At 69.6% G+C, this 23,266-nt stretch carries 22 protein-coding genes; 15 read left to right on the top strand and 7 right to left on the bottom strand.

Translation table 11 applies throughout. From position 1 onward, the window contains the following. The first annotated feature begins 55 nt into the window (after positions 1-55). From def to ON31_RS17700, 4 genes are all read left to right on the top strand, one after another. Positions 56-622, top strand: a complete 567-nt coding sequence (def, locus tag ON31_RS17715; RefSeq protein WP_039814972.1) for a peptide deformylase — start codon at positions 56-58, stop codon at positions 620-622. Beyond that, complete coding sequence (gene fmt / locus ON31_RS17710) at positions 622-1,545, top strand: methionyl-tRNA formyltransferase (protein WP_039814971.1); 924 nt, start codon at positions 622-624, stop codon at positions 1,543-1,545. The genes def and fmt overlap by 1 nt, the downstream gene beginning before the upstream one ends. Before the next feature lie 614 nt (positions 1,546-2,159). Then, on the top strand, positions 2,160-3,467 hold the full coding sequence (locus tag ON31_RS17705; protein WP_172544806.1) for an RsmB/NOP family class I SAM-dependent RNA methyltransferase: 1,308 nt from the start codon (positions 2,160-2,162) through the stop codon (positions 3,465-3,467). A gap of 163 nt (positions 3,468-3,630) precedes the next feature. Continuing rightward, a complete protein-coding gene (locus ON31_RS17700) occupies positions 3,631-4,443 on the top strand; it encodes a carbon-nitrogen hydrolase family protein (RefSeq protein ID WP_063821516.1) in 813 nt (270 codons plus the stop codon). On the opposite strand, the gene ON31_RS17695 is transcribed toward ON31_RS17700, so the two are convergent. Together ON31_RS17695 and ON31_RS17690 are read right to left on the bottom strand one after the other, a co-directional pair. Then, positions 4,372-5,286 carry a SigB/SigF/SigG family RNA polymerase sigma factor gene (locus ON31_RS17695; protein ID WP_039814969.1) on the bottom strand — a complete coding sequence of 305 codons (915 nt, stop codon included), beginning with the start codon at positions 5,284-5,286 and terminating at the stop codon, positions 4,372-4,374. The genes ON31_RS17700 and ON31_RS17695 overlap by 72 nt on opposite strands. Next, positions 5,286-5,708: an ATP-binding protein gene (locus ON31_RS17690; protein ID WP_039815150.1), complete on the bottom strand. Its 423-nt coding sequence runs from the start codon at positions 5,706-5,708 to the stop codon at positions 5,286-5,288. The genes ON31_RS17695 and ON31_RS17690 overlap by 1 nt, the downstream gene beginning before the upstream one ends. A 135-nt stretch (positions 5,709-5,843) precedes the next feature. On the opposite strand from ON31_RS17690, the gene rpe reads away from it, so the two are divergent. Then, complete coding sequence (gene rpe, locus ON31_RS17685; protein ID WP_039814967.1) at positions 5,844-6,506, top strand: ribulose-phosphate 3-epimerase; 663 nt, start codon at positions 5,844-5,846, stop codon at positions 6,504-6,506. Positions 6,507-6,516: 10 nt separating this feature from the next. On the opposite strand, the gene ON31_RS17680 is transcribed toward rpe, so the two are convergent. Then, positions 6,517-6,963, bottom strand: a complete 447-nt coding sequence (locus tag ON31_RS17680) for a hypothetical protein (protein ID WP_039814966.1) — start codon at positions 6,961-6,963, stop codon at positions 6,517-6,519. Between the two features lie 448 nt (positions 6,964-7,411). On the opposite strand from ON31_RS17680, the gene ON31_RS17675 reads away from it, so the two are divergent. The 7 genes from ON31_RS17675 to ON31_RS17645 all read left to right on the top strand — a co-directional run bounded on the left by ON31_RS17675 (position 7,412) and on the right by ON31_RS17645 (position 14,615). Beyond that, on the top strand, positions 7,412-8,038 hold the full coding sequence (locus ON31_RS17675; RefSeq protein ID WP_039815148.1) for a riboflavin synthase: 627 nt from the start codon (positions 7,412-7,414) through the stop codon (positions 8,036-8,038). Positions 8,039-8,133: 95 nt separating this feature from the next. After that, the gene (locus ON31_RS17670) at positions 8,134-9,393 is read left to right on the top strand and encodes a bifunctional 3,4-dihydroxy-2-butanone-4-phosphate synthase/GTP cyclohydrolase II (protein ID WP_039814964.1); all 1,260 of its coding nucleotides are present in this window, start codon (positions 8,134-8,136) and stop codon (positions 9,391-9,393) included. Positions 9,394-9,454: 61 nt separating this feature from the next. Next, positions 9,455-9,934, top strand: a complete 480-nt coding sequence (gene ribH / locus ON31_RS17665; RefSeq protein WP_039814963.1) for a 6,7-dimethyl-8-ribityllumazine synthase — start codon at positions 9,455-9,457, stop codon at positions 9,932-9,934. Positions 9,935-10,151: 217 nt separating this feature from the next. Continuing rightward, positions 10,152-10,640, top strand: a complete 489-nt coding sequence (locus ON31_RS17660) for a PH domain-containing protein (protein WP_255222149.1) — start codon at positions 10,152-10,154, stop codon at positions 10,638-10,640. Between the two features lie 119 nt (positions 10,641-10,759). Beyond that, a complete protein-coding gene (locus tag ON31_RS17655) occupies positions 10,760-11,059 on the top strand; it encodes an ArsR/SmtB family transcription factor (RefSeq protein ID WP_029924481.1) in 300 nt (99 codons plus the stop codon). A gap of 92 nt (positions 11,060-11,151) precedes the next feature. Continuing rightward, positions 11,152-12,996 (top strand): phosphoenolpyruvate carboxykinase (GTP), encoded by a 1,845-nt coding sequence (locus ON31_RS17650; protein WP_039814962.1) that lies wholly within the window; start codon positions 11,152-11,154, stop codon positions 12,994-12,996. Then, the gene (locus ON31_RS17645) at positions 12,993-14,615 is read left to right on the top strand and encodes a SulP family inorganic anion transporter (protein WP_228810406.1); all 1,623 of its coding nucleotides are present in this window, start codon (positions 12,993-12,995) and stop codon (positions 14,613-14,615) included. Before ON31_RS17650 ends, ON31_RS17645 begins: the two co-directional genes overlap by 4 nt. Positions 14,616-14,634: 19 nt before the next feature. On the opposite strand, the gene ON31_RS17640 is transcribed toward ON31_RS17645, so the two are convergent. Further along, positions 14,635-16,593 carry a gamma-glutamyltransferase family protein gene (locus ON31_RS17640; RefSeq protein WP_039814961.1) on the bottom strand — a complete coding sequence of 653 codons (1,959 nt, stop codon included), beginning with the start codon at positions 16,591-16,593 and terminating at the stop codon, positions 14,635-14,637. A 248-nt stretch (positions 16,594-16,841) separates the two neighbouring features. Between ON31_RS17640 and ON31_RS17635 the strand changes: the two genes are divergently transcribed. Both ON31_RS17635 and ON31_RS17630 read left to right on the top strand, forming a co-directional pair. Further along, positions 16,842-18,311 carry an amino acid permease gene (locus tag ON31_RS17635; RefSeq protein ID WP_039814960.1) on the top strand — a complete coding sequence of 490 codons (1,470 nt, stop codon included), beginning with the start codon at positions 16,842-16,844 and terminating at the stop codon, positions 18,309-18,311. Between the two features lie 231 nt (positions 18,312-18,542). After that, positions 18,543-19,061: a hypothetical protein gene (locus ON31_RS17630; RefSeq protein ID WP_029924486.1), complete on the top strand. Its 519-nt coding sequence runs from the start codon at positions 18,543-18,545 to the stop codon at positions 19,059-19,061. Between the two features lie 100 nt (positions 19,062-19,161). On the opposite strand, the gene ON31_RS17625 is transcribed toward ON31_RS17630, so the two are convergent. Continuing rightward, positions 19,162-20,826, bottom strand: coding sequence for an FAD-binding dehydrogenase (locus ON31_RS17625; RefSeq protein ID WP_039814958.1), 1,665 nt, complete (start codon positions 20,824-20,826; stop codon positions 19,162-19,164). A 131-nt stretch (positions 20,827-20,957) separates the two neighbouring features. Here ON31_RS17625 and ON31_RS17620 point away from each other — a divergent pair, with 131 nt between their 5' ends. Then, positions 20,958-22,169 (top strand): winged helix-turn-helix domain-containing protein, encoded by a 1,212-nt coding sequence (locus ON31_RS17620; protein WP_039814957.1) that lies wholly within the window; start codon positions 20,958-20,960, stop codon positions 22,167-22,169. Between the two features lie 161 nt (positions 22,170-22,330). On the opposite strand, the gene ON31_RS17615 is transcribed toward ON31_RS17620, so the two are convergent. Together ON31_RS17615 and ON31_RS17610 are read right to left on the bottom strand one after the other, a co-directional pair. Further along, on the bottom strand, positions 22,331-22,672 hold the full coding sequence (locus tag ON31_RS17615) for a hypothetical protein (protein ID WP_039814955.1): 342 nt from the start codon (positions 22,670-22,672) through the stop codon (positions 22,331-22,333). Positions 22,673-22,785: 113 nt separating this feature from the next. Beyond that, positions 22,786-23,250, bottom strand: a complete 465-nt coding sequence (locus ON31_RS17610; protein ID WP_039814954.1) for a winged helix-turn-helix transcriptional regulator — start codon at positions 23,248-23,250, stop codon at positions 22,786-22,788. Positions 23,251-23,266 lie beyond the last annotated feature (16 nt).

The following is a 23,266-nucleotide window of genomic DNA, read 5'->3' as shown; positions in this document are numbered from 1 at the left end:
CTCCCGGTATCCGTAAAATGAGACGACCGTATTCATTCGCTACCGGGAGCCGCCCGTGACCATCCAGCCCGTCCGCCTGTTCGGCGATCCGATTCTGCGCGCTCGCGCGGCGGAGGTGGAGACGTTCGACCAGCAGGTGCGCCAGCTGGTCACCGACCTCACCGACACCATGTACGAAAGTGGCGGCGTCGGCATGGCGGCCCCGCAGATCGGGGTCGGGCTGCGCGTGTTCGTCTACGACACCGGGGACGCCCGCGGGCATCTGATCAATCCGGAGTTCGAGGTCGACGGCGACGAGACCCAGACCGGGCCGGAGGGCTGCCTGTCCATTCCGGGAGTGCGCGAGGACGTCACCCGGGCCATGGCGGTGCGCGCCCGCGGGGTCGACATGACCGGCGCGCCGGTGGAATTCCGGGCCGAGGGCCTGCTGGCCCGCTGCGTCCAGCACGAGACCGACCATCTGGACGGCGTGCTGTTCCTGCAACGCCTGGAACCCGCCCTGCGCAAGGAGGCGATGCGGACCATCCGCGAATCCTCCTGGTTCACAGCGGGCATCACGGTGGTGCCCGCCGCCGAGATCGGTGGCCGCAAGCGCGCCGACGCGTCGGGACGGGGTCGCTGATGCGCGTGGTCTTCGCGGGAACGCCGGAACCGGCGGTGCCGTCGCTGCGGCGGCTCATCGCATCGTCGCGGCACGAGGTGGTCGCGGTGGTGACCCGGCCGGACGCCGTCGCCGGGCGCGGGCGCAAGGTCACCCGTTCACCCATCGGGCGGCTGGCCGACGAGCACGGGATTCCGGTGCTCACGCCGCGCAAACCCTCCGAACCCGAATTCATCGAGCGATTGCGGGAATTGGCGCCCGACTGCTGTCCGGTGGTGGCCTACGGGGCGTTGCTGCCGCAGCGGGTGCTCGACATTCCGCGCCACGGCTGGATCAATCTGCACTTCTCGCTGCTGCCCGCCTGGCGCGGCGCGGCTCCGGTGCAGGCGGCCATTCTGGCCGGGGACGAGATCACCGGCGCCTCCACCTTCCAGATCGAGGCGGGCCTGGACACCGGCCCCGTCTTCGGCATGGTGACCGAGAAGATCCGGGTCACCGATACCGCGGGCGTGCTGTTGGAACGGCTCGCCGACAGTGGTGCGCACCTGCTCGAAACCACCCTCGACGGGGTGGAGGACGGCAGCGTGCACGCGGTCCCGCAATCCACCGACGGCATCTCCTACGCCCCCAAGGTGGAAGCCGAGGCCGGGCACATCCGTTGGGACCAACCGGCTCTCGCCATCTCCCGCCGCATCCGCGCGGTCACCCCGGCCCCCGGCGCGTGGACCGTGGTCGACGGCAAACGCCTCAAACTCGGCCCCGTCGACATGGTGGAGGAGGCCCTGCCCGAGCGCGCCATCGAGGTCCGCAAATCCGGTGTCTACATCGGCACCGCCACCACCGCGATCCGCCTCGACCAGGTGCAGCCCCAGGGCAAGAAGATGATGGCCGCCCTCGACTGGGCCCGCGGCGCCCGCCTGCAACCGGGCGCGGTGGCCGAGTGACCCGGCCCGAGCGGGGACAGCGCGGCCGCGACGACGACCGCCGCACCGGCAGGCGGGACGTGGGCGCCTCGAATCAGCGCGGTGGCTCGCGGGACAGCGGCTTGCCGGGAGGGCGGCACGGCGCGGGTGCGGACGACCGCCCATCGGATCGGCGAAAGACCATGCCCCGCAACGAAGGTCACGGTCGCGGCCAAGACGCGGGCGCTCGCGGCGGGGGCGATCGAACGCGGAGGGCCGACGACCCACGCGACCGGCCGCATGACGACCGGCCGCGTGATGACCGCCACGTCCGACGGCGCGGTGCGGCTACCGGAGCGGGTGGCTCGCGAGCTGGTGAGCGGACGGACCGCCGGGGCGCGCCGACCGCGCGGGACGGTTCCGCCGATGTCCGGCGTGGCGATTCGCGGGACGGTGGTTCTGGCAGTGCCGGTAGCGAGGCCGGTCGTGATCGGCGCGGTCGGAGTGGCGGCGCTGGGCGCGGCGGCGGTGTTCGTCGTCGCGATGACGGTTCGGGCGGCGGTGGCGGCCGGGACCGGTCGCGGGGTGACGGCGATCGTGGCGCGCGGAAATCCGGGCGCGGCGGTGAGTACGGGCAGGCCGATCCGGTGCGGGTGGTGGCACGGGATGTGCTGCGGGCCGTGCGGGAGCGGGACGCGTACGCGAATCTCGTGTTGCCGGGGCTGTTGCGGGAGCGGAAGCTGTCCGGGCGGGACGCGGCGCTGGCCACCGAGTTGACCTATGGCGCGTGCCGGTCGCAGGGGCTGCTGGACGCGGTGATCGCGGACTGCGCCGGGCGGCCAGTGACCGAGATCGACGGGGCGCTGCTGGATGTGCTGCGGTTGGGGGTGTATCAGCTGTTGCGGACCCGAATCGGGGCGCATGCGGCGGTGGACACCTCGGTGGCGCTGGTGCGATCCGAATTCGGCGGCGGCAAGGCCGGATTCGTCAATGCCGTGCTGCGACGGGCGGCCGAGCGGACGTCGGAGGAGTGGGTGGACCGGCTGGCTCCCGCGGATCCGCTGGGACATCTGGCCTTCGAGTACGCCCATCCCACCTGGATCGCGCAGGCGTTCGCGGACGCGCTCGGCGCGCGGGCCGGGGAGCTGCGCGATGTGCTCGCCGCGGACGACGCCCGCCCGGCGGTTCACCTGGTGGCGCGGCCGGGGGAGATCAGCGCCGAGGAACTGGCACTGGTGACCGGTGGCGAGGAGGGGCGCTGGTCGCCGTACGCGGTGTACCTCGACGGCGGCGATCCGGCCAAGCTGGAACCGGTGCGCGAGGGTATGGCGGCCGTCCAGGACGAGGGCAGCCAACTGGTGGCGCTCGCGCTGACCCGGGCCCCGCTCGACGGCCCCGACGGCGGCCGCTGGCTGGACCTGTGCGCGGGTCCGGGTGGCAAGACCGCCCTGCTCGGCGCCATCGCCGATATCGACGGCTTCCACGTCGACGCCGTGGAACCGGCCGAGCACCGTGCCGACCTGGTCCGCCAGGCCACCCGCTCGATGCCGGTCACCGTCCACGTCGCCGACGGCCGCGACACCGGCCTGACTCCCGGCTACGACCGCATCCTGGTGGACGCCCCCTGCACCGGCCTGGGCGCGCTGCGCAGACGTCCCGAGGCGCGCTGGCGTCGCCGCCCCTCCGACGTCCGCGACCTGGTCACCCTGCAACGCGAATTGCTCACCGCCGCATGGGATCTGCTGCGTCCGGGCGGCGTGGTCGTCTACTCCACCTGCTCCCCGCACCTACCGGAGACAGTCTCGGTGGTGGCCGATATCGCCCGCCGCACCGGCGCGACCCAACTCGACACCCGAGACCTGCTCCCCGGCGTCCCCGACACCGGCGACGGACCGGGTGCCCAACTGTGGCCGCACCGCCACGGCACCGACGCCATGTTCCTCGCGGCCCTGCGCAAACCCTGACCGGTCGCGCGGCGCACCCCCGGCAGCCGGGGGCGCGCCGCGCGACCCCGGATATGCGATCGTTGGTTGCGGACCGCGCCGCCACCAGTGGGTATGTGGTCGCTGGCTGCGGACCGTTCGGCCAGCGGATGCGTCATCGTCGGCCGCGAGCCATGATGTCGGAATGATCGTCGCCGCAGCGCAGTTCACTTCCCGGCCGCTCGACATCACGGCGAACGCGGCGGCCGTGGCGGAGCTGGTGCGCGCGGCGGGCCGTGCCGGTGCGGAGCTGGTCGTCTTTCCCGAACTCGCGCTGAGCGGCTACGAACTGGGGGTCGCCGACGATCCGGACCGGTTCGCGCTCACCTCGGACGACGAGCGGCTGACGGTGATTCGCGAGACGTGCCGGGACGTGCGGGCGGCGGCACTCGTCGGCGGTCCGGGCCGCACGCCACAGGGCACCACCATCAGCGCCTTCGTCTACGGCCCCGACGGGGAGCCGCTGACGCGCTACGACAAGCGGCACGTCACCGCGACCGAGCGGGCCGCCGGTTTCGTTCCCGGCACCGTCGACGGCCGATTCAGGCTGGGCGGCACCGCTTTCGGCATCGCGATCTGCTATGACGCCCACTTCCCGGAACTGGCCGAGCGCGCCGCCGCCGAGGGCTGCCACGCCCTGCTCGCCAGCTCCCTCTACGGCAGCGACCCGGGCCAGCGGGAGCGCGCCGCGATCATGCCCGCCCTGGCCGAGCGGAACGGCCTGTACGTCGTGCTGGCCAATCATCTCGGCCCCGCCGGTGCCTACGATGCCTGCGGCGGCAGCGCGATCTGGGCTCCGGACGGCACCCGCGTCGCCGAATGCGCCGGCATCAGCCCGGGATTCGTCACGGCCGAGCTGTCATCGGTTGATCGTCGATCCGGACCGTCACTCCCGTGCCGACTGTTCCCGCAGGCGGGCAAGGGTTTTGGCGAGGATACGGGAGACGTGCATCTGTGAGATGCCCATCTGCTGCGCGATCTGGGTCTGGGTCATGGATTCGAAGAAGCGCATGGTGAGGATGCGGCGTTCGCGTTCGGGCAGGCCCGCGAGCAGGGGGCGGATGGCGACGTATTCCTCGACCCGGTCGAACTGCGACTCCTCCTCACCCAGGGTGTCGAGCAGGGATGCCTCGGTATCGCGGCCCACCGACACGGCGTCGATGGAGCTGGGCTGGTAGGCGTTTCCGGCGATCACGGCCTGGGTCACCTCATCGGCGTCGATCCCGAGTTCGGCGGCGATCTCCTTGGCCGTGGGGGAGCGGCCCAGCTGCTGGGAGAGGGCGTCGATGGCGGAGCCGATACGCAGATGGGTTTCCTTGATCCGGCGCGGAACCCGCATGGCCCAGGTGTTGTCGCGGAAATAGCGACGCACCTCGCCCATGATGGTCGGCACCGCGAAGGACAGGAAGTTGGAGCCGCGGGTGATGTCGAACCGGTCCACCGCGTGCACCAGGCCGACCCGAGCCACCTGGGTGAGATCGTCGAACGGTTCGCCGCGGCCGCTGAATTTGCGGGCGATGTGGTCGGCCAGCGGGATGCAGCGGTTGATGAGTTCGGCCCGCAGGTCGGCGCGCCGCGTGGACTTCTCGGGTGCCGCCGCCATCGCCTCGAACAGCGCCGAGACGTCGTCGTAGCCGGAGACGCTGCGCGCGACCTCCTCCGCCTCGCCGGCATCGAGATCCTCGGCGGTTTCCTCGTTCTCGGTGCTGTCGCTGTTCTCGCTGCCGGCGCCGACCCGCTCCTCGGTGGGATCGGGCTGCGGAGATTCCTGGGATTCGAACACGGTGTCCTCGCCGACCACTACGCCTTCCCCCGGACCCGCCGGAACTCCACGGTGGTCGGGTATCCGGCGAGCGCCGGATCGAACTCGCTCTGCGTCGCGGTCACCGAATCCGACAGCGTGCGCAGCACATGCCAGCCGAAGCCGCTCTCGTCCGGCATACCCTGCTTCTCCGCCACGCCGTCGACCGCCACCACCAGATCGGTGTCGCCGACGGTGAACCGGCAGCGCAGGGTGGAGTCGGGTTTGGCGAGCGCGATGAGGGTGGAGGCCGCCTCGTCCACGGCCAGCCGGATGTCGGCGACCTCGTCCAGGGTGAAATCACTGAGCAGCACCAGTGTTTCGGCGAGTCCGCGCACGATGGGCAACTGGGAGACCGATGCGGCGACGCCGATCTCGACCGGGGTCGCGCGCAGCCCTTGTTCCGCCGAAATATTGATCACCTGCACTAGGCTACCCATTCCGTCGCGCGGCAATCAGCGCAATGCCCTGTTCGGGCGTGCCGGGGCGGTCGGGGCCGGGCCGATAGACTGCGCCCTGTGTGCACCTCCTCCACTTCCTTCCATCGGCCCGCGCCGATGATCGCCCCCTCCATCCTGTCCGCCGATTTCGCGAATCTCGCCGCCGAGCTGAAGGCCATCGAAGGCTCGGACTGGGTGCATGTCGATGTGATGGACAACCACTTCGTGCCCAATCTGACCCTGGGTCTGCCGGTGGTGCAGAGCATTCTGCAGGTGACCGACATTCCGGTGGACTGCCACCTCATGATCGAGAATCCGGAGCGGTGGGCCCCGGGGTACGCGGAGGCCGGCGCCTACAACGTCACCTTCCACGCCGAGACCACCGACAATCCGGTCGCGGTGGCGCGCGATATCCGCGCGGCGGGGGCCAAGGCGGGACTGTCGGTGAAGCCGAACACCCCGATCGAGCCCTACCTCGAGGTGCTGAAGGAATTCGACACGCTGCTCGTCATGAGTGTCGAACCGGGTTTCGGCGGCCAGTCGTTCATTCCGCACGTCTTGGACAAGGCGCGCGTCGTCCGTGATCTGGTGGACGCGGGCGAACTGCGTCTGGTGGTGGAGATCGACGGCGGCATCAATATGGACACCATCGAACAGGCCGCCGAGGCGGGTGTGGATTGCTTCGTCGCGGGATCGGCGGTGTACGGCACCGCCGATCCGGCCGAGACCGTCGAGAAACTGCGGCAGAAAGTCGTCGCGGTCGAGGCGTCGGCCGAATAGCGATACCGGGTCAGCCCCCGAGCAGCGCCTCGAGCACCGATTCCAGCGGCGGGACCGTGCGCGCGGTCCCGGGCGCTCGCACCCAGGTGCGATATCCCGTCCGTTCGTCGTCGGCGGACGGGAGGACGACCTGTGCGCCCGTGCACGCGACGGTGGCGTACATGCGGAACAGTGTCGCCGATACCGCGGGGGTGATCGATTCCGGCCGGGCGGGACCGGTGATGAAGGTCCAGCGTCGGGCGCGGGGGTGGTGTACGACGGGGCCGGCGAGTTCCGCCTGTTCCAGTCGCCGCTGGACGCGCTCGCCGAGTTCGGCGGGCATGGTGACGGCCCCGTACCGATTGCCTATTTCGAGCAGGATGTGTCGTGACGTGGGATCGATCGATGACGGCAGGTGAAACTCGCGGCGGTAACGAACGCAGCGGGCTTCGAGTGTCGAATCGAGAAACGTGGTCACGCCGCACTCCCAAATGTGTTGTTGTCCACCTGGATCCGACCCGCTCGGGGTCCAACCTTCCTTCGGTCTAGTCTGGGGATCAGCTACATAACAATCTTGCGTCCATTTTCTGTTCTCCGCAAGATTTTGGTGTAAGCGAGTTGCGAACTGGGTAGAAATTTCCGTTTGCCTTGTGGTGGATAATTCGAGAAGGCGGGAAATCCTGGCATTTCAATTGGAAAAGCCTGGGTAATTCGGACAATTCGATCTCGACCAGTCGGATTTCGCGTCATATCGCTGACCTTCGGTATCGAACGCTCCCGTGAACAAGGCCGCGTGTCGACTACGACTCCGCGTCGTTACCCTGAGTGGGTACATCCCACCGCCGGGAATCCCCCGGTGGCCCGGGCTGTTGGCGCAAGCGGATGACCCGGCACGCGGGCATCGGGCCAAGAGGAGAGTGAAGGGCATGTTCACAGGCATCGTCGAGGAACTCGGCGAGATCGTGGCCGTCGAGGAGCGCGGCGACGCCTCCCGCATCACGGTGCGCGGTCCGGTGGTGACCTCCGATGCCGGACACGGTGATTCGATCGCGGTCAACGGTGTCTGCCTCACGGTCGTCGACAAGGTCGTCGAGGGTGACACCTTCACCGTGGACGTCATGGGGGAGACGCTGAACCGGTCCAGTATCGGCGGTCTGACCGTGGGCTCGCGGGTGAACCTGGAGCGGGCCGCCGCGGTCGACAGCCGCCTGGGCGGACATATCGTGCAGGGCCATGTGGACGGCACCGGCACCGTTGTCTCCCGCGATCCCCAGGAGAACTGGGAGGTGGTGCGAATCTCGCTGCCCGACAGCCTGGCTCGCTACGTGGTGGAGAAGGGTTCCATCACCGTGGACGGTATCTCGCTGACGGTGTCGGCCCTCGGCGTCGCCGCCGCCCCCGCCGCCGATGGAAATACCGACTGGTTCGAAGTCTCACTGATCCCGACCACCCGCGAACTCACCACCCTCGGCACCGCCCCCGTCGGCACCACGGTGAACCTCGAGGTCGACATCATCGCCAAGTACGTCGAACGTCTCGTCGCGCGCGGCTGAGCGCGGCGTGCCGCTGATCGAGAGGCGGCGCAAATCGGACACAGCCGCTGCCTTACTGTAATGAGGCACCTAATTCGAGATGGAGCACAGCAGACGTGACCAGGTTCGACACCATCGAGCGCGCAGTCGCCGATATCGCCGCCGGTAAGGCGGTCGTCGTCGTCGACGACGAGGGCCGGGAGAACGAGGGCGACCTCATTTTCGCCGCGGAGAAGGCCACCCCCGAACTCGTGGCCTTCATGATCCGCTACACCTCCGGTTACATCTGCGTCCCCCTCACCGGCGAGGACTGCGACCGCCTGGGCCTGCCGCCCATGTACGCGGTCAACCAGGACAAGCACGGCACCGCCTACACCGTGTCGGTGGACGCGCGCGAGGGCATCAGCACCGGCATCTCGGCCGCCGACCGCGCCACCACCATGCGGGTGCTGGCCGATCCGCAGGCCAGGGCCGAGGACCTCACCCGCCCCGGACACGTGGTCCCCCTGCGCGCCAAGGACGGTGGCGTACTGCGCCGCCCCGGCCACACCGAGGCCGCCGTGGATCTGGCGCGCATGGCCGGGCTGAGCCCCGCCGGCGTCATCTGCGAGATCGTCTCGCAGAAGAACGAGGGCGATATGGCCCGCACCGAGGAACTGCGCATCTTCGCCGACGAGCACGACCTCGCGCTCATCTCCATCGCCGACATGATCGCCTGGCGGCGCCGCCACGAGAAGCATGTGGAGCGCGTGGCCGAGGCCCGCATTCCCACCGAGTTCGGTGACTTCCGCGCCATCGGGTACAAGAGCGAATACGACAACACCGAACACGTCGCGCTGGTCATGGGCGATATCCCGGGCGCGAACGGGCTGGGCGAGGACGTGCTGGTGCGCGTGCACTCCGAATGCCTCACCGGCGACGTGTTCGGCTCGCTGCGCTGCGACTGCGGTCCGCAGCTCCATGCCGCCCTCGGGATCGTGGCCGAGGAGGGCCGTGGCGTGGTGCTGTACATGCGCGGGCACGAGGGCCGCGGCATCGGCCTCATGCACAAGCTGCAGGCGTACCAGATCCAGGACGAGAAGCAGCTCGACACCGTCGACGCCAACCTGGACCAGGGCCTACCCGCCGACGCCCGCGACTACGGCACCGGCGCGCAGATCCTCGCCGACCTCGGCATCAGCTCCATGCGGCTGCTGACCAACAATCCGACCAAGCGCGCCGGGCTGGAGGGGTACGGTCTGTCCATCACCGAGCGGGTGGCCATGCCGGTGCGCGCGAATCAGCACAATCTGCGGTACCTGCGCACCAAGCGGGACCGCATGGGCCACGACCTGATCGGCCTGGACGATCTGGATCTCGGCGAAACCGCGCAGTAGGCGCGACCTTTCGATACAGCGGCTTCGACAAGAAGCTTCGACGAGAAGAGGTGGAGAACCGTTGAGTGGAGGCGGGGTTCCGACGTTCGAACTCTCGGACGCCAAGGACCTGAAGCTGGCCATCGTCGCGTCGCGCTGGCACACCGAGATCTGCGACGCCCTGGTCGCCAACGCGGAACGAACCGCGCGCGAGGCCGGGACCGCCGAGATCACCGTGGTGCGCTGCGCGGGCGCGATGGAACTGCCGGTGGTGGCGCAGGCACTGGCCCGCTCCCATGACGCGGTAGTCGCACTCGGAGTCGTGATCCGTGGGGAGACACCGCATTTCGAATACGTGTGCGATGCGGTGACCGCCGGGCTGACCCGGGTGTCGCTGGACGAGAGCACCCCGGTCACCAATGGCGTGCTCACGGTGCACACCGAACAGCAGGCCCTCGACCGGGCGGGGCTGCCCGGGGCCAGCGAGAACAAGGGCGAACAGGCCGCGGCCGCGGCCCTCGACGCCGCGCTCACCCTGCGCGCCCTGCGTCAGACCGTCTAATCCCATGCCTGTCGTACGGATCTGGCGGCGGGGCGGCGAGGAGCCGCCGCGCCGACCCGAGCGCGAGGATCGTTCCGCGACAGGCGAACCGGCGGCCGCGTCGCGACGCGACACCGAGGCGGTGGCCGGTGGTTCCGCGCTCGACCCCGGTGCAGCCCCATCCGAATCCGGCTCCGCGTCACCGCGATCCGAGACGAGTTCCGAGGAGTCGGCACCCGTGCCCACCACTTCCGACATCGCCGCCCCCGCCGCTGCCGACTTCGAGTGGGATCTCGAGGTGCGGCCCCGCCGGTCGACCCGCAACGCGCGGATCGTGGCGGCCGTCCTGGTCGTCGTATTCGGCGTCGCGGGCGTCTTCCTGCGCAACGGCTCCACCGGCGTGAACTTCCGGGTGGTGGACCAGGTCGCCGTCGTGGCCATCGGGCTGCTGCTCGGCGGCGGTGTGCTGCTGCTGACCCGGCCCCGGCTGCGCGTCGGAGCGCGCGGAGTGGTGGTGCGCAATATCGTGGGCGACAGCGAATTCCGGTGGCAGGACATTCGCGGGGTGTCGTTCCCGGACAAGAAGGCGTGGCCGCGCCTGGAGCTGGTCGACGACGACTACGTGCCGATTCTCGCCATCCGCGCCAATGACGGCGAGCGCGCGGTCGCGGCCATGGATCGCTTCCGGGAGCTGGGGGCGAAGTACTCGGCCGCGCCGCCCGCCTGATCCGCTGCTTCAGCTGTTTGCTAAACTCTGCAAGCAGTAGGTCGGTCGTCCGCGCCGATACCGCCACCAGCGGAAGGATTGGTTCGGAAGTGCCAGGACTGAAAAGGCCGCTGTACCAGATGAAGGCGGACTTCTTCAAAACGCTCGGACACCCCGTGCGCATCCGCGTGCTCGAACTGCTCAGCGAGCGTGAACACGCGGTCTCCGAAATGCTGCCCGAGGTCGGGGTGGAACCCGCCAACCTCTCCCAGCAGTTGTCGATCCTGCGCCGGGCCGGTCTGGTCACCGCCCGACGTGAGGGCCTGTCGGTCACCTACTCCCTGACCTCGCCCGAGGTCGCCCAACTCCTCGCCACCGCCAGGGCCATCCTGACCGGTGTGGTGGCGGGTCAAGCCGAACTGCTCGAGCCACCCGCCTAGTCGCTGTCCCGGTCGTCCCGATGCGCACTCCCGTATCCATTGGTTGCATAGTTTCGCAACTACTTACCTAGTCACATTCGAAGGAGATCCCGTTGACCGTCCTACCCGCCTTCGTGTCGGCCGCGCCGACCACGCACCGCGGCATCCTCGACTGGGTGGGCGAGGTCGTCGCGCTCACCGCGCCCGATCACGTGGTCTGGTGTGACGGCTCCGCGGCGGAATGGGATCGGCTCACCGCCGAACTGGTGCGGCGCGGCACCTTCGTACCGCTGTCGGCTACCCCCAACTCCTTCTGGTGCGCCTCCGACCCCGAGGACGTCGCCCGCGTGGAGGATCGCACCTTCATCTGCTCCGAGCGCGAATCCGATGCCGGTCCCACCAACAACTGGATGGACCCGGTGGATATGCGCACCGTCATGACCGAGCACTACCGGGGCGCGATGGCCGGGCGGACCCTGTACGTGATCGCCTTCTGCATGGGGCCGCTCGACGCCGCCGAGCCGAAATACGGTGTGCAGATCACCGATTCGGCCTACGTCGCGGTCTCCATGCGCATCATGACCCGCTCCGGCACGCCGGTCTGGGAGCGGCTCACCGACACCCGGGACTTCGTGAGATGTCTGCACTCGGTCGGTGCTCCGCTGGCCGCCGGGGAGCCGGATGTGCCGTGGCCGTGCGACCGGACCAAATACATCGCGCACTTCCCGGAGACGCGCACCATCTGGAGCTACGGCTCCGGCTACGGCGGCAACGCCCTGCTGGGCAAGAAATGCTTCGCGCTGCGCATCGCCTCGGTCCTGGGTCGCGACGAGGGCTGGCTCGCCGAACACATGCTCATCCTCAAACTCACCTCGCCGCAGGGGAAGACGCACTACATCGCGGCGGCCTTCCCGTCCTCCTGCGGCAAGACCAACCTCGCCATGCTGGAACCCGCGCTGCCGGGCTGGCGGGCCGAAACCGTCGGCGACGACATCGCGTGGCTGCGGTTCGGGGCCGACGGCCGGCTGTACGCGGTGAATCCCGAGGCCGGATTCTTCGGCGTCGCACCGGGAACCGGCGCGCGCACCAATCCCAACGCCATGGCCACCATCGCGCGCGGCAACACCATCTTCACCAATGTGGCACGCACCGACGACGGGGAGGTGTGGTGGGAGGGCATGACCGACGAGCCGCCCGCCCATCTCGTCGACTGGCGCGGGCGGGACTGGACCCCGGAGAGCGAAACCCCGGCGGCCCATCCCAATTCGCGCTACTGCACGCCGATCGAACAGTGCCCCACGGTGGCACCCGAGTGGGACGATCCGGCGGGGGTGCCCATCTCGGCCATCTTCTTCGGCGGGCGGCGCGCGAGCACCGTGCCGCTGGTGACCGAATCGTTCGACTGGACGCACGGGGTCTTCCTCGCCTCGGTGCTGTCGTCGGAGACCACCGCGGCGGCCACCGGCGCCATCGGCGTGGTGCGCCGCGACCCCATGGCCATGCTGCCGTTCCTCGGCTACCACGTGGGTGACTACTTCGCGCACTGGCTGTCGCTGGCGCAGCGGGACGGGGCGCGGCTGCCGAAGATCTTCCAGGTCAACTGGTTCCGGCGCAGCGACGAAGGAGCTTTCCTCTGGCCGGGGTTCGGCGACAACGTGCGGGTGTTGCAGTGGGCGCTGGAACGTCTCGACGGCACCGCCGAGGCGGTGACCACGCCCATCGGCTACGTGCCCGCCGCCGAGGTGCTGAACCTGGACGGCCTCGACGCGGTGCACCGCGACCGGGTGCCCGCCGCGCTGGCCGTCGACAAGCGGGAGTGGGTGGCCGAGCTACGGCTGATCGACGAGTGGTACGCGACCATCGGCGGCAACCGGCTGCCCGAGCCGTTGCGTGAACAACTCGCGGCGCTGAAGCTGCGCCTGGCCGATTATCGCGGCGACGACGCCACGGTGAACTGACCGTGCGGTCGCTGCTCCCGGTCCGATCGGATTGGGCTCCGGCCGTGAAAGCTCCCGGTGCGGACCTGCTGGCGGGATTGATCGTCGCGCTGGTGGCATTGCCGTTGGCGCTGGGGTTCGGGATCAGCTCCGGACTCGGCGCGGCGGCGGGGCTGGCCACCGCGGTCATCGCGGGCGCACTCGCCGCGGTATTCGGCGGCTCCCGCTTCCAGGTATCGGGTCCCACCGGGGCCATGACCGTCGTGCTGGTGCCCATCGCGCACCAGCACGGCGCGTCGGGCGTCCTCATGGTCGGCCTGCTGGCGGGCCTGCTGTTGGTCGCCATGGCCGCGGCCGGGGTGGGGCGGGCGGTGCGCTTCGTCCCGGCACCGGTGATCGAGGGCTTCACCGCCGGAATCGCGGTGGTGATCGCATTGCAGCAGGTGCCCGCCGCATTCGGCGTCGGCGAACTCGACGGTGAGCGGGTGTGGCAGGTCGCCGTCGCGGCGGTGCGCGCGTTCGCCGCGCATCCGGTGGCGGCCGCGCCGGTGACGGCGGTGGTGGTCGCGGCGGTGATCCTGCTGGGCGGCCGGTATCTGCCCAAGCTGCCGTTCGCTCTGGCCGCGGTCGGCGCGGCGACGCTGGTGGCCGAGTGGACGCACCTGGACATCGTCCGCATCGGTGCGCTGCCCACTGGATTGCCCGCTCCCACGCTCGAATTCGTCGATCCGGACCGGCTCGGCGCACTGCTCGCGCCCGCCTTGGCGGTCGCCGCGCTCGCGGCGCTGGAATCGCTGCTGTCGGCGACCGCCGCCGACGCCATGGCGGTCGGCACCCGGCACGATCCGGATCGCGAACTGCTCGGGCAGGGGCTCGCCAATATCGCGGCCCCGCTGTTCGGCGGCGTCCCGGCCACCGGGGCCATCGCCCGGACGGCGGTGAACGTGCGCTCCGGGGCGCGGACCCGGCTGGCCGCGCTCACCCACGCGCTCATCCTGGCGGGCATCGTGTACGCCGCCGCGCCGCTGGTGGCGCGAATTCCGGTGGCGGCCTTGGCCGGAGTGCTGCTGGCCACCACCGTGCGCATGGTGGAGACCGCCTCGCTGGCCGCCATCGCCCGCGCCTCGCGCGGCGACGCGGTCATCATGGCGGCCACCTTCGCGGTGACGGTCGCACTCGATCTGATCACCGCCGTGGCGGTCGGCGTCGGCATCGCCGCGATACTGGCACTGCGGTCGATCGCCCGCGAGGCCCGGCTGTCGCAGGTGCCGCTGGACGACTCCGACCATCTCGCGGAGGAGCACGCGCTGCTGCACGACCACATCGTCGCCTACCGCCTGGAGGGGCCGCTGTTCTTCGCGACCGCGCACCGCTTCCTACTGGAGCTGGCCGAGGTCGCCGACGTCCAGGTGGTGGTGCTCCGGATGGCGCATCTGACCTCGCTGGACAGCACCGGCGCGCTGGTGCTCGCCGATGCCGTCGGGAAGCTCGAGCACCGCGGCATCACCGTACTGCTGTCGGGGCTGCGCCCCGATCACCGGCGTCGGCTGGCGGCGGTGGGGGCGCTGCCCGCCGGTGAACGGATCTTCGACACCACCACGGCCGCCATCGATTACGCCCGAGCGCGGGTGACGGCGTGACCGGTGTGCCGCGCCCGGGTCAGCGGTTGTCGCCCATGACCGCGCCCTCGCGGCGGGGGTCGGCGCCGCCGATCCAGCCGTCGCCGTCGCGGGTCAGCGCGGACAGGCCGCTGGTCTGCGGTGCCACCGAGACGGTGTGGCCGAGTTCGCGCAGGCGTTGGACGAGCGGATCGTTGTCGCCGTCGGCGTCGGCGTCGACGGCCGGATGCTCGCCGCCGACATTGGTGGTGGGGGTGTTGCCCGCGCCGAAATCGACCGCCGAGACGGCCTGCTGCGGATCCAGGCCCCAATCCAGCATGGCCACCAGGGTTTTCACCACGAACTGGATGATGAGGGAGCCGCCGGGGGAGCCGGTGACGTGGGTGAGCCGCCCGCGCTCGCCGTCGGCGGCGCGGTCGAAGACCAGGGTGGGGGCCATGGAGCTGCGGGGGCGCTTCCCGGCGTCGATGCCGTTGGCCACCGGGAGACCGTCCTCGCCGAGCGGGTCGGCGGCGAAGTCGGTGAGCTGGTTGTTGAGGATGAAGCCGTCGACGAGATGGAAAGAGCCGAAAGCGGATTCGACCGTGGTGGTCATGGACGCGGCATTGCCGTAGCTGTCGATGACGGAGATGTGACTGGTGCCGTGCTCGGGCGGCTGGGGGCCGGTGCCGAGCGGGACCGGCCCGAAATCGCCGGGCTGCGCGGTGCCCATGCTGCGGCCCGGATCGATGAGACCGGCCCGCTGCCGCAGGTAGTCCGGATTCACCAGGGTCTGCGGGGTATTGCCGGGCAGCGGCACGAAATCCGAATCCGCGATGTACTTGTTCCGGTCGGCGTAGGCGAGTCGTTCGGCCTCGGAGATCAGGTGCACCGCTTCGGCTTTCGGCTTGCCGCCGTCGAGCGCGGCATCCCCGCCGTCGAGCTGGTCGGGCCGCAGGGCGGGCAGGTCGAAATTCGACAGGATGCCCAGGGTGGCGGCCACGGTGATGCCGCCCGAGGACGGATTGGGGAAACCGCACACGATGTGCTCGCGATAGGGCGCGCACAGGACGGTGCGCTTCTTCGGCTGATATCCGGCCAGATCCGCCAGCGACATCAAACCCGGGGTGCGGCCACCGTCGGTCGAGGCCACCGCGTCGACGATATCGGCGGCGATGGCACCGGTGTAGAACGCTTCCGCGCCATCGGCGGCAATCGCGTTGAGCGTCTTGGACATCGCGGGATTGGTGAGGTTGGTGCCCGCGGGTTTGGGGCTGCCGTCGGGCTGCAGGAAGTACGCGCGGGCATTCTCGTCGCGGGCCAGATCGTCCGCCGACTCCGCGATCTGGCCCGCCAACCGGGGGCTGATGGCGAAGCCCTGATCGGCCAGGGCGATGGCGGGATCGAACAGCTCCCGCCACGACTGTTTGCCGTGCTCGCGATGGGCGAGCTCCAGCATGCGCAGCACGCCCGGGGTGCCGATGGAACGTCCGCTGGCGCGGGTGGACGGCTGCGGTTCGGTGCGATCGGTGTCGCTGATCCAGCGCAGATAGTTCTCGGTGGCCGCGGCGGGCGCGGTCTCACGCCCGTCGTAGGCGTCCACGGCCCCGGTGGCGGCGTCGTAGTAGAGCAGGAACGCCCCGCCGCCGATCCCCGACGCCTGCGGTTCCACCAGCCCCAGCACGGTCTGTGCCGCGATCAGGGCATCGGCCGCGGTGCCGCCGTCACGCAGCACCCGGCAGGCCGCGTCGGTGGCGAGCGGATTGGCGGTGGAGACGGAGAACGTCGCCGTGCGCACCGGCGTCATCCCGGTGCGATAGCCGGAGGCGATCTCGGGATTGGTGCTCAGATTCGTGGTGGTCGTGCCGGGTGCGGCGCGGGCGGTCAGCGGGGTGCCGTTGGCACCCGTCACGCAGGTGCCGTCGGCCTCGTTCTCCGGGCCGGTCGTACAGGCCGTGACCAATCCGAGCAGGAGCAACAGGGCGGCGGCCGCGCCGCTCCAGTTCCGCGTACGCCTCATGATCGGACTCTAACGCCGGGCGACGCGGTGGACGGGGCTTTCGCGGCGGATGGCGAATAAGCGTGCCCTGTCGGGGAGGCCAAAGTTGAGCGTCCTCGAAGCAACCTGTAAGACAGGTAGGTGGCGAACCGTCGAAATGCCGCTGGAAACCATCATCCGCCCCGGTCGAGACAGCGATGTGGTTATCGGTAAATGGCAAGGTATCGTCACAACGCCTCACTACACGATTGCGGAGGGTTAACCGGCGTATGACCGAGATCCGGACACAGGCCACCAACCTCACGGCGGAGGACTCCGGCTATCACAAGAGCCTCAAGCCGCGGCAGTTGCAGATGATCGCCATCGGCGGCGCCATCGGCACCGGCCTGTTCCTCGGCGCGGGCGGTCGCCTGCACAGCGCCGGACCGTCGCTGTTCCTGGTCTACCTGATCTGCGGCATTTTCGTCTTCTTCATTCTGCGGGCGCTCGGCGAACTGGTGCTGCACCGACCGTCGTCGGGCTCCTTCGTCTCCTACGCGCGGGAATTCTTCGGCGAGAAGGCGGCTTTCGTCGCCGGGTGGATGTATTTCCTGAACTGGTCCATGACCGGCATCGTCGACACCACCGCCATCGCGACCTATCTGCACTACTGGGGACCGTTCCAGCCCGTCGCGCAGTGGGTGCTGGCGCTGGGCGCGCTGCTCATCGTGCTGGGCATCAATCTGGTGTCGGTGAAGTGGTTCGGCGAGATGGAGTTCTGGGCCGCCATGATCAAGGTGGCCGCCCTGGTCAGCTTCCTGGTGGTGGGCACCATCTTCTTCGCGGGTCGCTTCGAGGTCGACGGCCAGCCCACCGGGTTCGGCATGGTCGATGCCGCGGGCGGCTGGTTCCCGACCGGCGTGCTGCCGCTCATCACGGTCACCTCCGGCGTCGTATTCGCCTACGCCGCCGTGGAAATGGTGGGCATCGCCGCCGGTGAGACCGAGAATCCGGCCAAGATCATGCCGCGCGCGATCAATTCGGTCATCATGCGCATCGCGGTGTTCTACTGCGGTTCGGTGATTCTGCTGGCCCTGCTGCTGCCGTATACCGCCTACCAGGCGGGCGAGAGTCCGTTCGTCACGTTCTTCGGCAAACTCGGTGTGGCGCACATGGGTTCGATCATGAATTTCGTGGTGCTCACCGCCGCGCTGTCCTCGCTCAATGCCGGACTCTATTCGACCGGGCGCATTCTGCGTTCCATGGCCATGAACGGCAGTGCGCCGACTTTCACCGCGCGCATGTCCCGCAGCGGTGTGCCCTACGGCGGTATTCTGCTCACCAGTTGTATCGCGCTGTTCGGCATCTGGCTGAATTACGTCGTGCCGTCGCAGGCATTCGAAATCGTGCTGAATGTGGCGTCGCTGGGAATTCTGGCCTCGTGGGCCACCATCGTGCTGTGTCAGCTGAAGCTGTACCGCTGGTCGCAGGAGGGGCGCGCCGAGCGCCCGGCGTTCCGGATGATCGGCGCGCCCTGGACCGGCATCCTCACCCTGGCCTTCCTGGTCGGTGTGCTGGTGCTCATGGCCTTCGACTACCCGGTCGGCACCTGGACCGTCGCCAGTCTCGCCATCATCGTCCCGGCGCTCGCCGTCGGCTGGCTCGTCGCTCGCAAGCGGGTGCTGGCCATCGCCGCGGAGCGGGCCGGTTACACCGGTGAATATCCGGTGCTGCCACCGATTCCGCTGGACGACAAGTAATCTCGCCGATTTACGGCAGGCCGGGCGAAAACAGCTCGGGACCAGTGCTTTTCGCGGCCGCGCACGATAATCGTGCGCGGCCGTGCTGTGTGCTGGGACACAGTGGGGGCGGGCTGTGGCCATGGTCATAACTTGGCCGCCGCGATTGTCGGATATCGAAACGGTTGGTTAGCGTCGGATTGCGCGTTCGCAGGGGGCGCGCAATGGATGGATGCTCGATGAGGAGTAGCTGTGACTGCGCATTCGGCTGTCGTCGATGAGGTGGAAGCCGATTCGACCGATGCGGACAAGGGTACTCCCGCAGCGTTTTTCGAACGTGTCTCCGGCGCACTGGGGATCGCGCTCCGTGATCGTTCCGAGATCGGCGACGCATTGCGCGCCGAGGTGCCCGCGAAGGTGCGTGAGGCCCGCTACGCGGCCTGGGCCACGGCCGGTTTCGCCGTGCTGCACTGCCTGCTCGCCATTCCCGACGGCGTGCTCTCGGTACTCGGCAGCGGCGGGCACTTCTTCGCCGCCTGGCTGACCGGGGCGATGGCGGTGCTGTTCGGCATTCGCTCGCGCTGGGTCTGGATCGGTGCGCTGGCGGTATCGAGCCTGCAGACCTTCCTGGGGGTGTTCACGCTGTTCTCGACCGAATTGCCCACGGGGGTGGGGCCGTTCATCGTGCTCGCCGGCATCATGGCCTCGGGCGTCGTACTCGCGCTGCTGCTGCGGCGCGACGTCTACGCCTGGTTCGCCGCCACATCCTGAGTCGACCCCGGTGCGCCGGACGGCGCGCCCAACCGTGATCGGGTCGCGCCGTCGCTCGATCGGCTGTGCGGCGGCCGATTCGGGGCATCGGCCGCGACGATCAGGACAGGGTGCGGGCCAGTGCCCGCCCGGCGGCGCGGCCCGAGAAGATGCAGCCGCCGAGGAAGGTGCCCTCCAGGGCGTTGTATCCGTGCACGCCGCCGCCTCCGAAGCCCGCCACCTCACCGGCCGCGTACAGCCCGGGGAACGGGGTGCCGTCCGGGCGAACGACCTGTGAGTCGAGATTGGTCTGCAAGCCGCCCAACGTCTTTCGGGTGAGGATGTTCAACCGCACCGCGATGAGCGGGCCGTGCGCGGGATCGAGGATGCGGTGCGGGGTCGCCACTCGACCCAGTTTGTCGCCGAGGTAGCGCCGCGCATTGCCGATCGCCATCAGCTGGGCGTCCTTGCTGAACTTGTGCTCGATATCCCGGTCGCGGGCGACGATCTGGCGTTCCAGGTCGGCGAGATCGAGCTGCGGTCCCCGGGCGATCTTGTTCATACCCTGCACGAGTTCGGCCAGGGTGTCGGCGACGACGAAGTCCGCGCCGTGTCGTTTGAACGCTTCCACCGGCCCCGGTGCGCCCTTGGCGACCCGGCTTTTGAGGGTGAGTTTGAGATCCTTGCCGGTGATGTCGGGGTTCTGCTCGGAGCCGGAGAGCGCGAACTCCTTCTCGATGATCGACTGGGTGAGGATGAACCAGGAGTAGTCGTAGCCGGTGGACAGGATCTCCTTCATGGTGGCATTGGTGTCGAAACCGGGGAAACACGGTGCGGGCAGCCGCTTTCCGGTGGCGTCGAACCACAGCGAGGAGGGGCCGGGGATGATGCGGATGGCGTGATCGGGCCAGACCGGATCCCAGTTGTGGATGCCCTCGGTGTAGTGCCACATGCGATCCCGGTTCACGATGCGGCCGCCCGCGGCCTCGGCGATGGCCAGCATGCGACCGTCCACATGCGCCGGGACGCCGGAGATCATGTGCTCCGGGCAGGGCCCGAGCCGATCGGTGGGCCAGTTGCGGCGGATCAGTTCGTGATTGTGGCCGATGCCGCCGGAGGTGACGACCACCGCCTTGGCGTGGAACTCGAACTCGCCCACCACCTCTCGTGACGAGGCCACGCCGCGCTCGGCATCGCTCGGGGCGAGCAGGCTGCCGCGCACGCCGGTGACGGCGTCGTCGCTCACCACGAGGTCGTCCACCCGGTGCCGGAAGGCGAATCCCACCTGGCCGCGGCGCTCGGCCGCCAGCACCGGTTCGGCGAAGACACGCACCACTTCGGGGCCGGTGCCCCAGGTGAGATGGAAGCGCGGCACCGAATTGCCGTGGCCGTCGGCGGTCGCGCCGCCGCGTTCGGCCCAACCCACCAGCGGCGTCACCCGCAGGCCGAGGTCGTGCAGGTACTGGCGTTTCTCGGTGGCCGCGAACTCGACGTAGGCGCGCGCCCACTGCCGGGCCCAGTGGTCCTCGTCCTCGCGGTCGAATCCGGCCGCGCCCTGCCAGTCCTGCCAGGCCAGTTCGAGTGAATCCTTGACCCCGAGCCGTCGCTGCTCGGGGGTGTCCACCAGGAACAGTCCGCCCAGCGACCAGAACGCCTGTCCGCCCAGATTGGCTCGGTTCTCCTGGTCCAGCACCAGCACCCGGCGGCCCGCCTGGACCAGCTCGTAGGTGGCCACGAGGCCGGCCAGCCCGGCGCCGACCACGATCACATCCGGATTCTCGATCATGCCCTGTCCTCGGTCGTAGAAGTTCGATACACGACTGTATCGAACCAGGTTAGCCCCGGTGATAGGGATGCGGGTAGGGATTGCCGGAGCGAAGATGTCGGTGGGGCGTGGCAAGGTGGCGATCTGTGCCCATGACCGTCGCCACCGCCCGCCGCATCGCCCTCGCCGCACAGGGTTTCGCCGCCACCCGGCCCACCGGCGCGCCCACCCGCCGTACCGTGCTGCGCGCCCTGGAGCACACGCGACTGCTGCAACTGGATTCGGTGTCGGCGGCCGTGCGCGCCCACTACACCCCGGTGTTCAGCCGGATCGGCGGCTACGACCGGGACCTGTTGGACGCGACGGCGTGGAGCCACTCCGCCCGCAGGCCGCGGCGGCTGGTCGAGTACTGGGCGCACGAGGCCGCGCTGCTGCCGGTCGAGGACTGGACGCTCCTGCGGTGGCGGATGGAGCAGTACCGCAGCGGCCGCTGGGGCGGGGCGCAGCAGGTGTTCGCACGCAATCCGACCCTGGCCGACGACGTGCTCGGGGTTCTGCGCGAATTCGGGGCGTGCACGGCCGGTGAGGTGGAGAAGCATCTGGAGCTGGATCGTCCACGGGCCAAGGATCATTGGGGCTGGAACTACAGCGACACCAAGGTGGTCTGCGAGGCGCTGTTCGCCGCCGGCGAGGTGTCGGTGGACAAGCGCGTCGGCTTCCAGCGCTACTACGATCTCACCGAACGCGTCCTCCCCGCCGATGTGCTCGCGCGGCGGATCGACGAGGCCGACGCGGTGCGCGAACTCGTGCGCCGGGCCGCCGCCGCACACGGCATCGGCACCGAAACCGACCTACGCGACTACTACCGCCTCACCCGTCGCCAGACCGAACCCGCCATCGCCGATCTCCTCGACGCGGGCGAACTCGAACAGGTCACGGTCGCGGGGTGGGACAAACCGGCCTACCTGCACCACACCGCCCGCACCCCGCGCCGCGTCACCGGCGCGGCCCTGCTGTGCCCCTTCGACCCGCTCATCTTCTTCCGCCCCCGCACCGAACGCCTCTTCGACTTCCACTACCGCATCGAGATCTACACCCCGGCCCACAAGCGCGTACACGGCTACTACGTCTTCCCCTTCCTCCTGGACGGCGAACTCGTCGGCCGCGTCGACCTGCGCGCCGAGCGCGCCACCGGCCGCCTCCTGGCCCCCGGCGCCTTCACCGAACCCGGCCGCGACACCGCGCGCATCGCGGCCGAACTCGCCAAATCACTGCGCGAGATGGCCGACTGGCTCGAACTCGACACGATCGAGGTGGGGGAGCGCGGCGACCTCGCGCCCGCACTCGCCGCGGCTGTGCGTTAGGCCGGTGGCGCGGCCGTCGACGTCGGGCGGCCACAGCCGGTGCCGTCGTCCTTTCGGATCGCCGACCGCGGCGGCGCACCCGCTCCGGCCATCGGCTGATTCGGCGTGGCCACGACGGGCGTGGACGGGCGAGCGTCTGTCGCCGGGGCAGCGTGCGGCGGTCAGACGCCGTCGGTCCAGGCGTCGAGGGCGATGCCGCGCTTGGATTCGCCGTTGCAGGTGAGGGTCATGGGGGCGAACGGGCGGGCGGAATCGCTGACGATGAAGGTGGGTGCCTGCTGTCCGTGGCCGACGGCGCGGGAACCGAGGCAGCGCACGATGCCCACGTACCAGACGTCGTCCGGGCAGGTGAAGGTGACGCTGTCGATACTCGGCCGGTCGATCCGGCATCCCACGCCCGCGGCCGAGGCGGGCGCGGCCATGGCGGCCAGTCCCGCGGCGGTGAGCAGGACCGCGGAGCCGATGGACAGCGTCCGGCGGTGCGGGCGAAGACGGTTCATCATGGTGAAACTCCCTCGAATCGACCGGTGGTGCTCTGGAACTCCCACCCCATACTGACGTCGGTCGGTACTTCGGAGTGGGAGCCACGGCGGATGCGTCACTCGGCGCGCCGCGCTCACTCGGCGCGCTCACCCACCTTGCGCACCCGGGTGGTCGCCGCGGACACCGGGACGCCCGCCGCGTTCTCCGCCCGCAGCGGCGCGATCGCCCCACCGTCGAGGTCCACCAGTGTCGAGCGGGCTTCCCCGGTGTCGAAGGCGTGCCGCTCGCCCCACTGCCGCAGCGCCACCACGAGGGTGAACAGATCCTGTCCGGCGGGGGTGAGCGCATAGCTGTGCCGCTTGCCGCCCGGCGCGGTGCTCGTGGTGAGAACGCCGTGGTCGACCAGTCTGCGCAGGCGGTCGGTGAGGATGTTGCGGGCGATGCCGAGGCGTCGCTGGAATTCGGTGAAGGTCGCGGCGCCGTCCATGGCGTCGCGCACGATGAGCAGACTCCACCGATCACCCACCAGGTCGACGGTGCGGGCGACGGGGCAGGTGGGATCGGTCCAGCGGTGGTCGGAACGCGGCGTCGCGGTCATGAACCCTCCCAATCGG

It is taken from the genome of Nocardia otitidiscaviarum NBRC 14405 (assembly GCF_000308635.1).
In the GTDB taxonomy this organism is placed as follows: Bacteria; Actinomycetota; Actinomycetes; order Mycobacteriales; family Mycobacteriaceae; genus Nocardia; species Nocardia otitidiscaviarum.
Note: the sequence above shows the minus strand (reverse complement) of the source record. Positions and strands in the feature narration are given on the sequence as shown.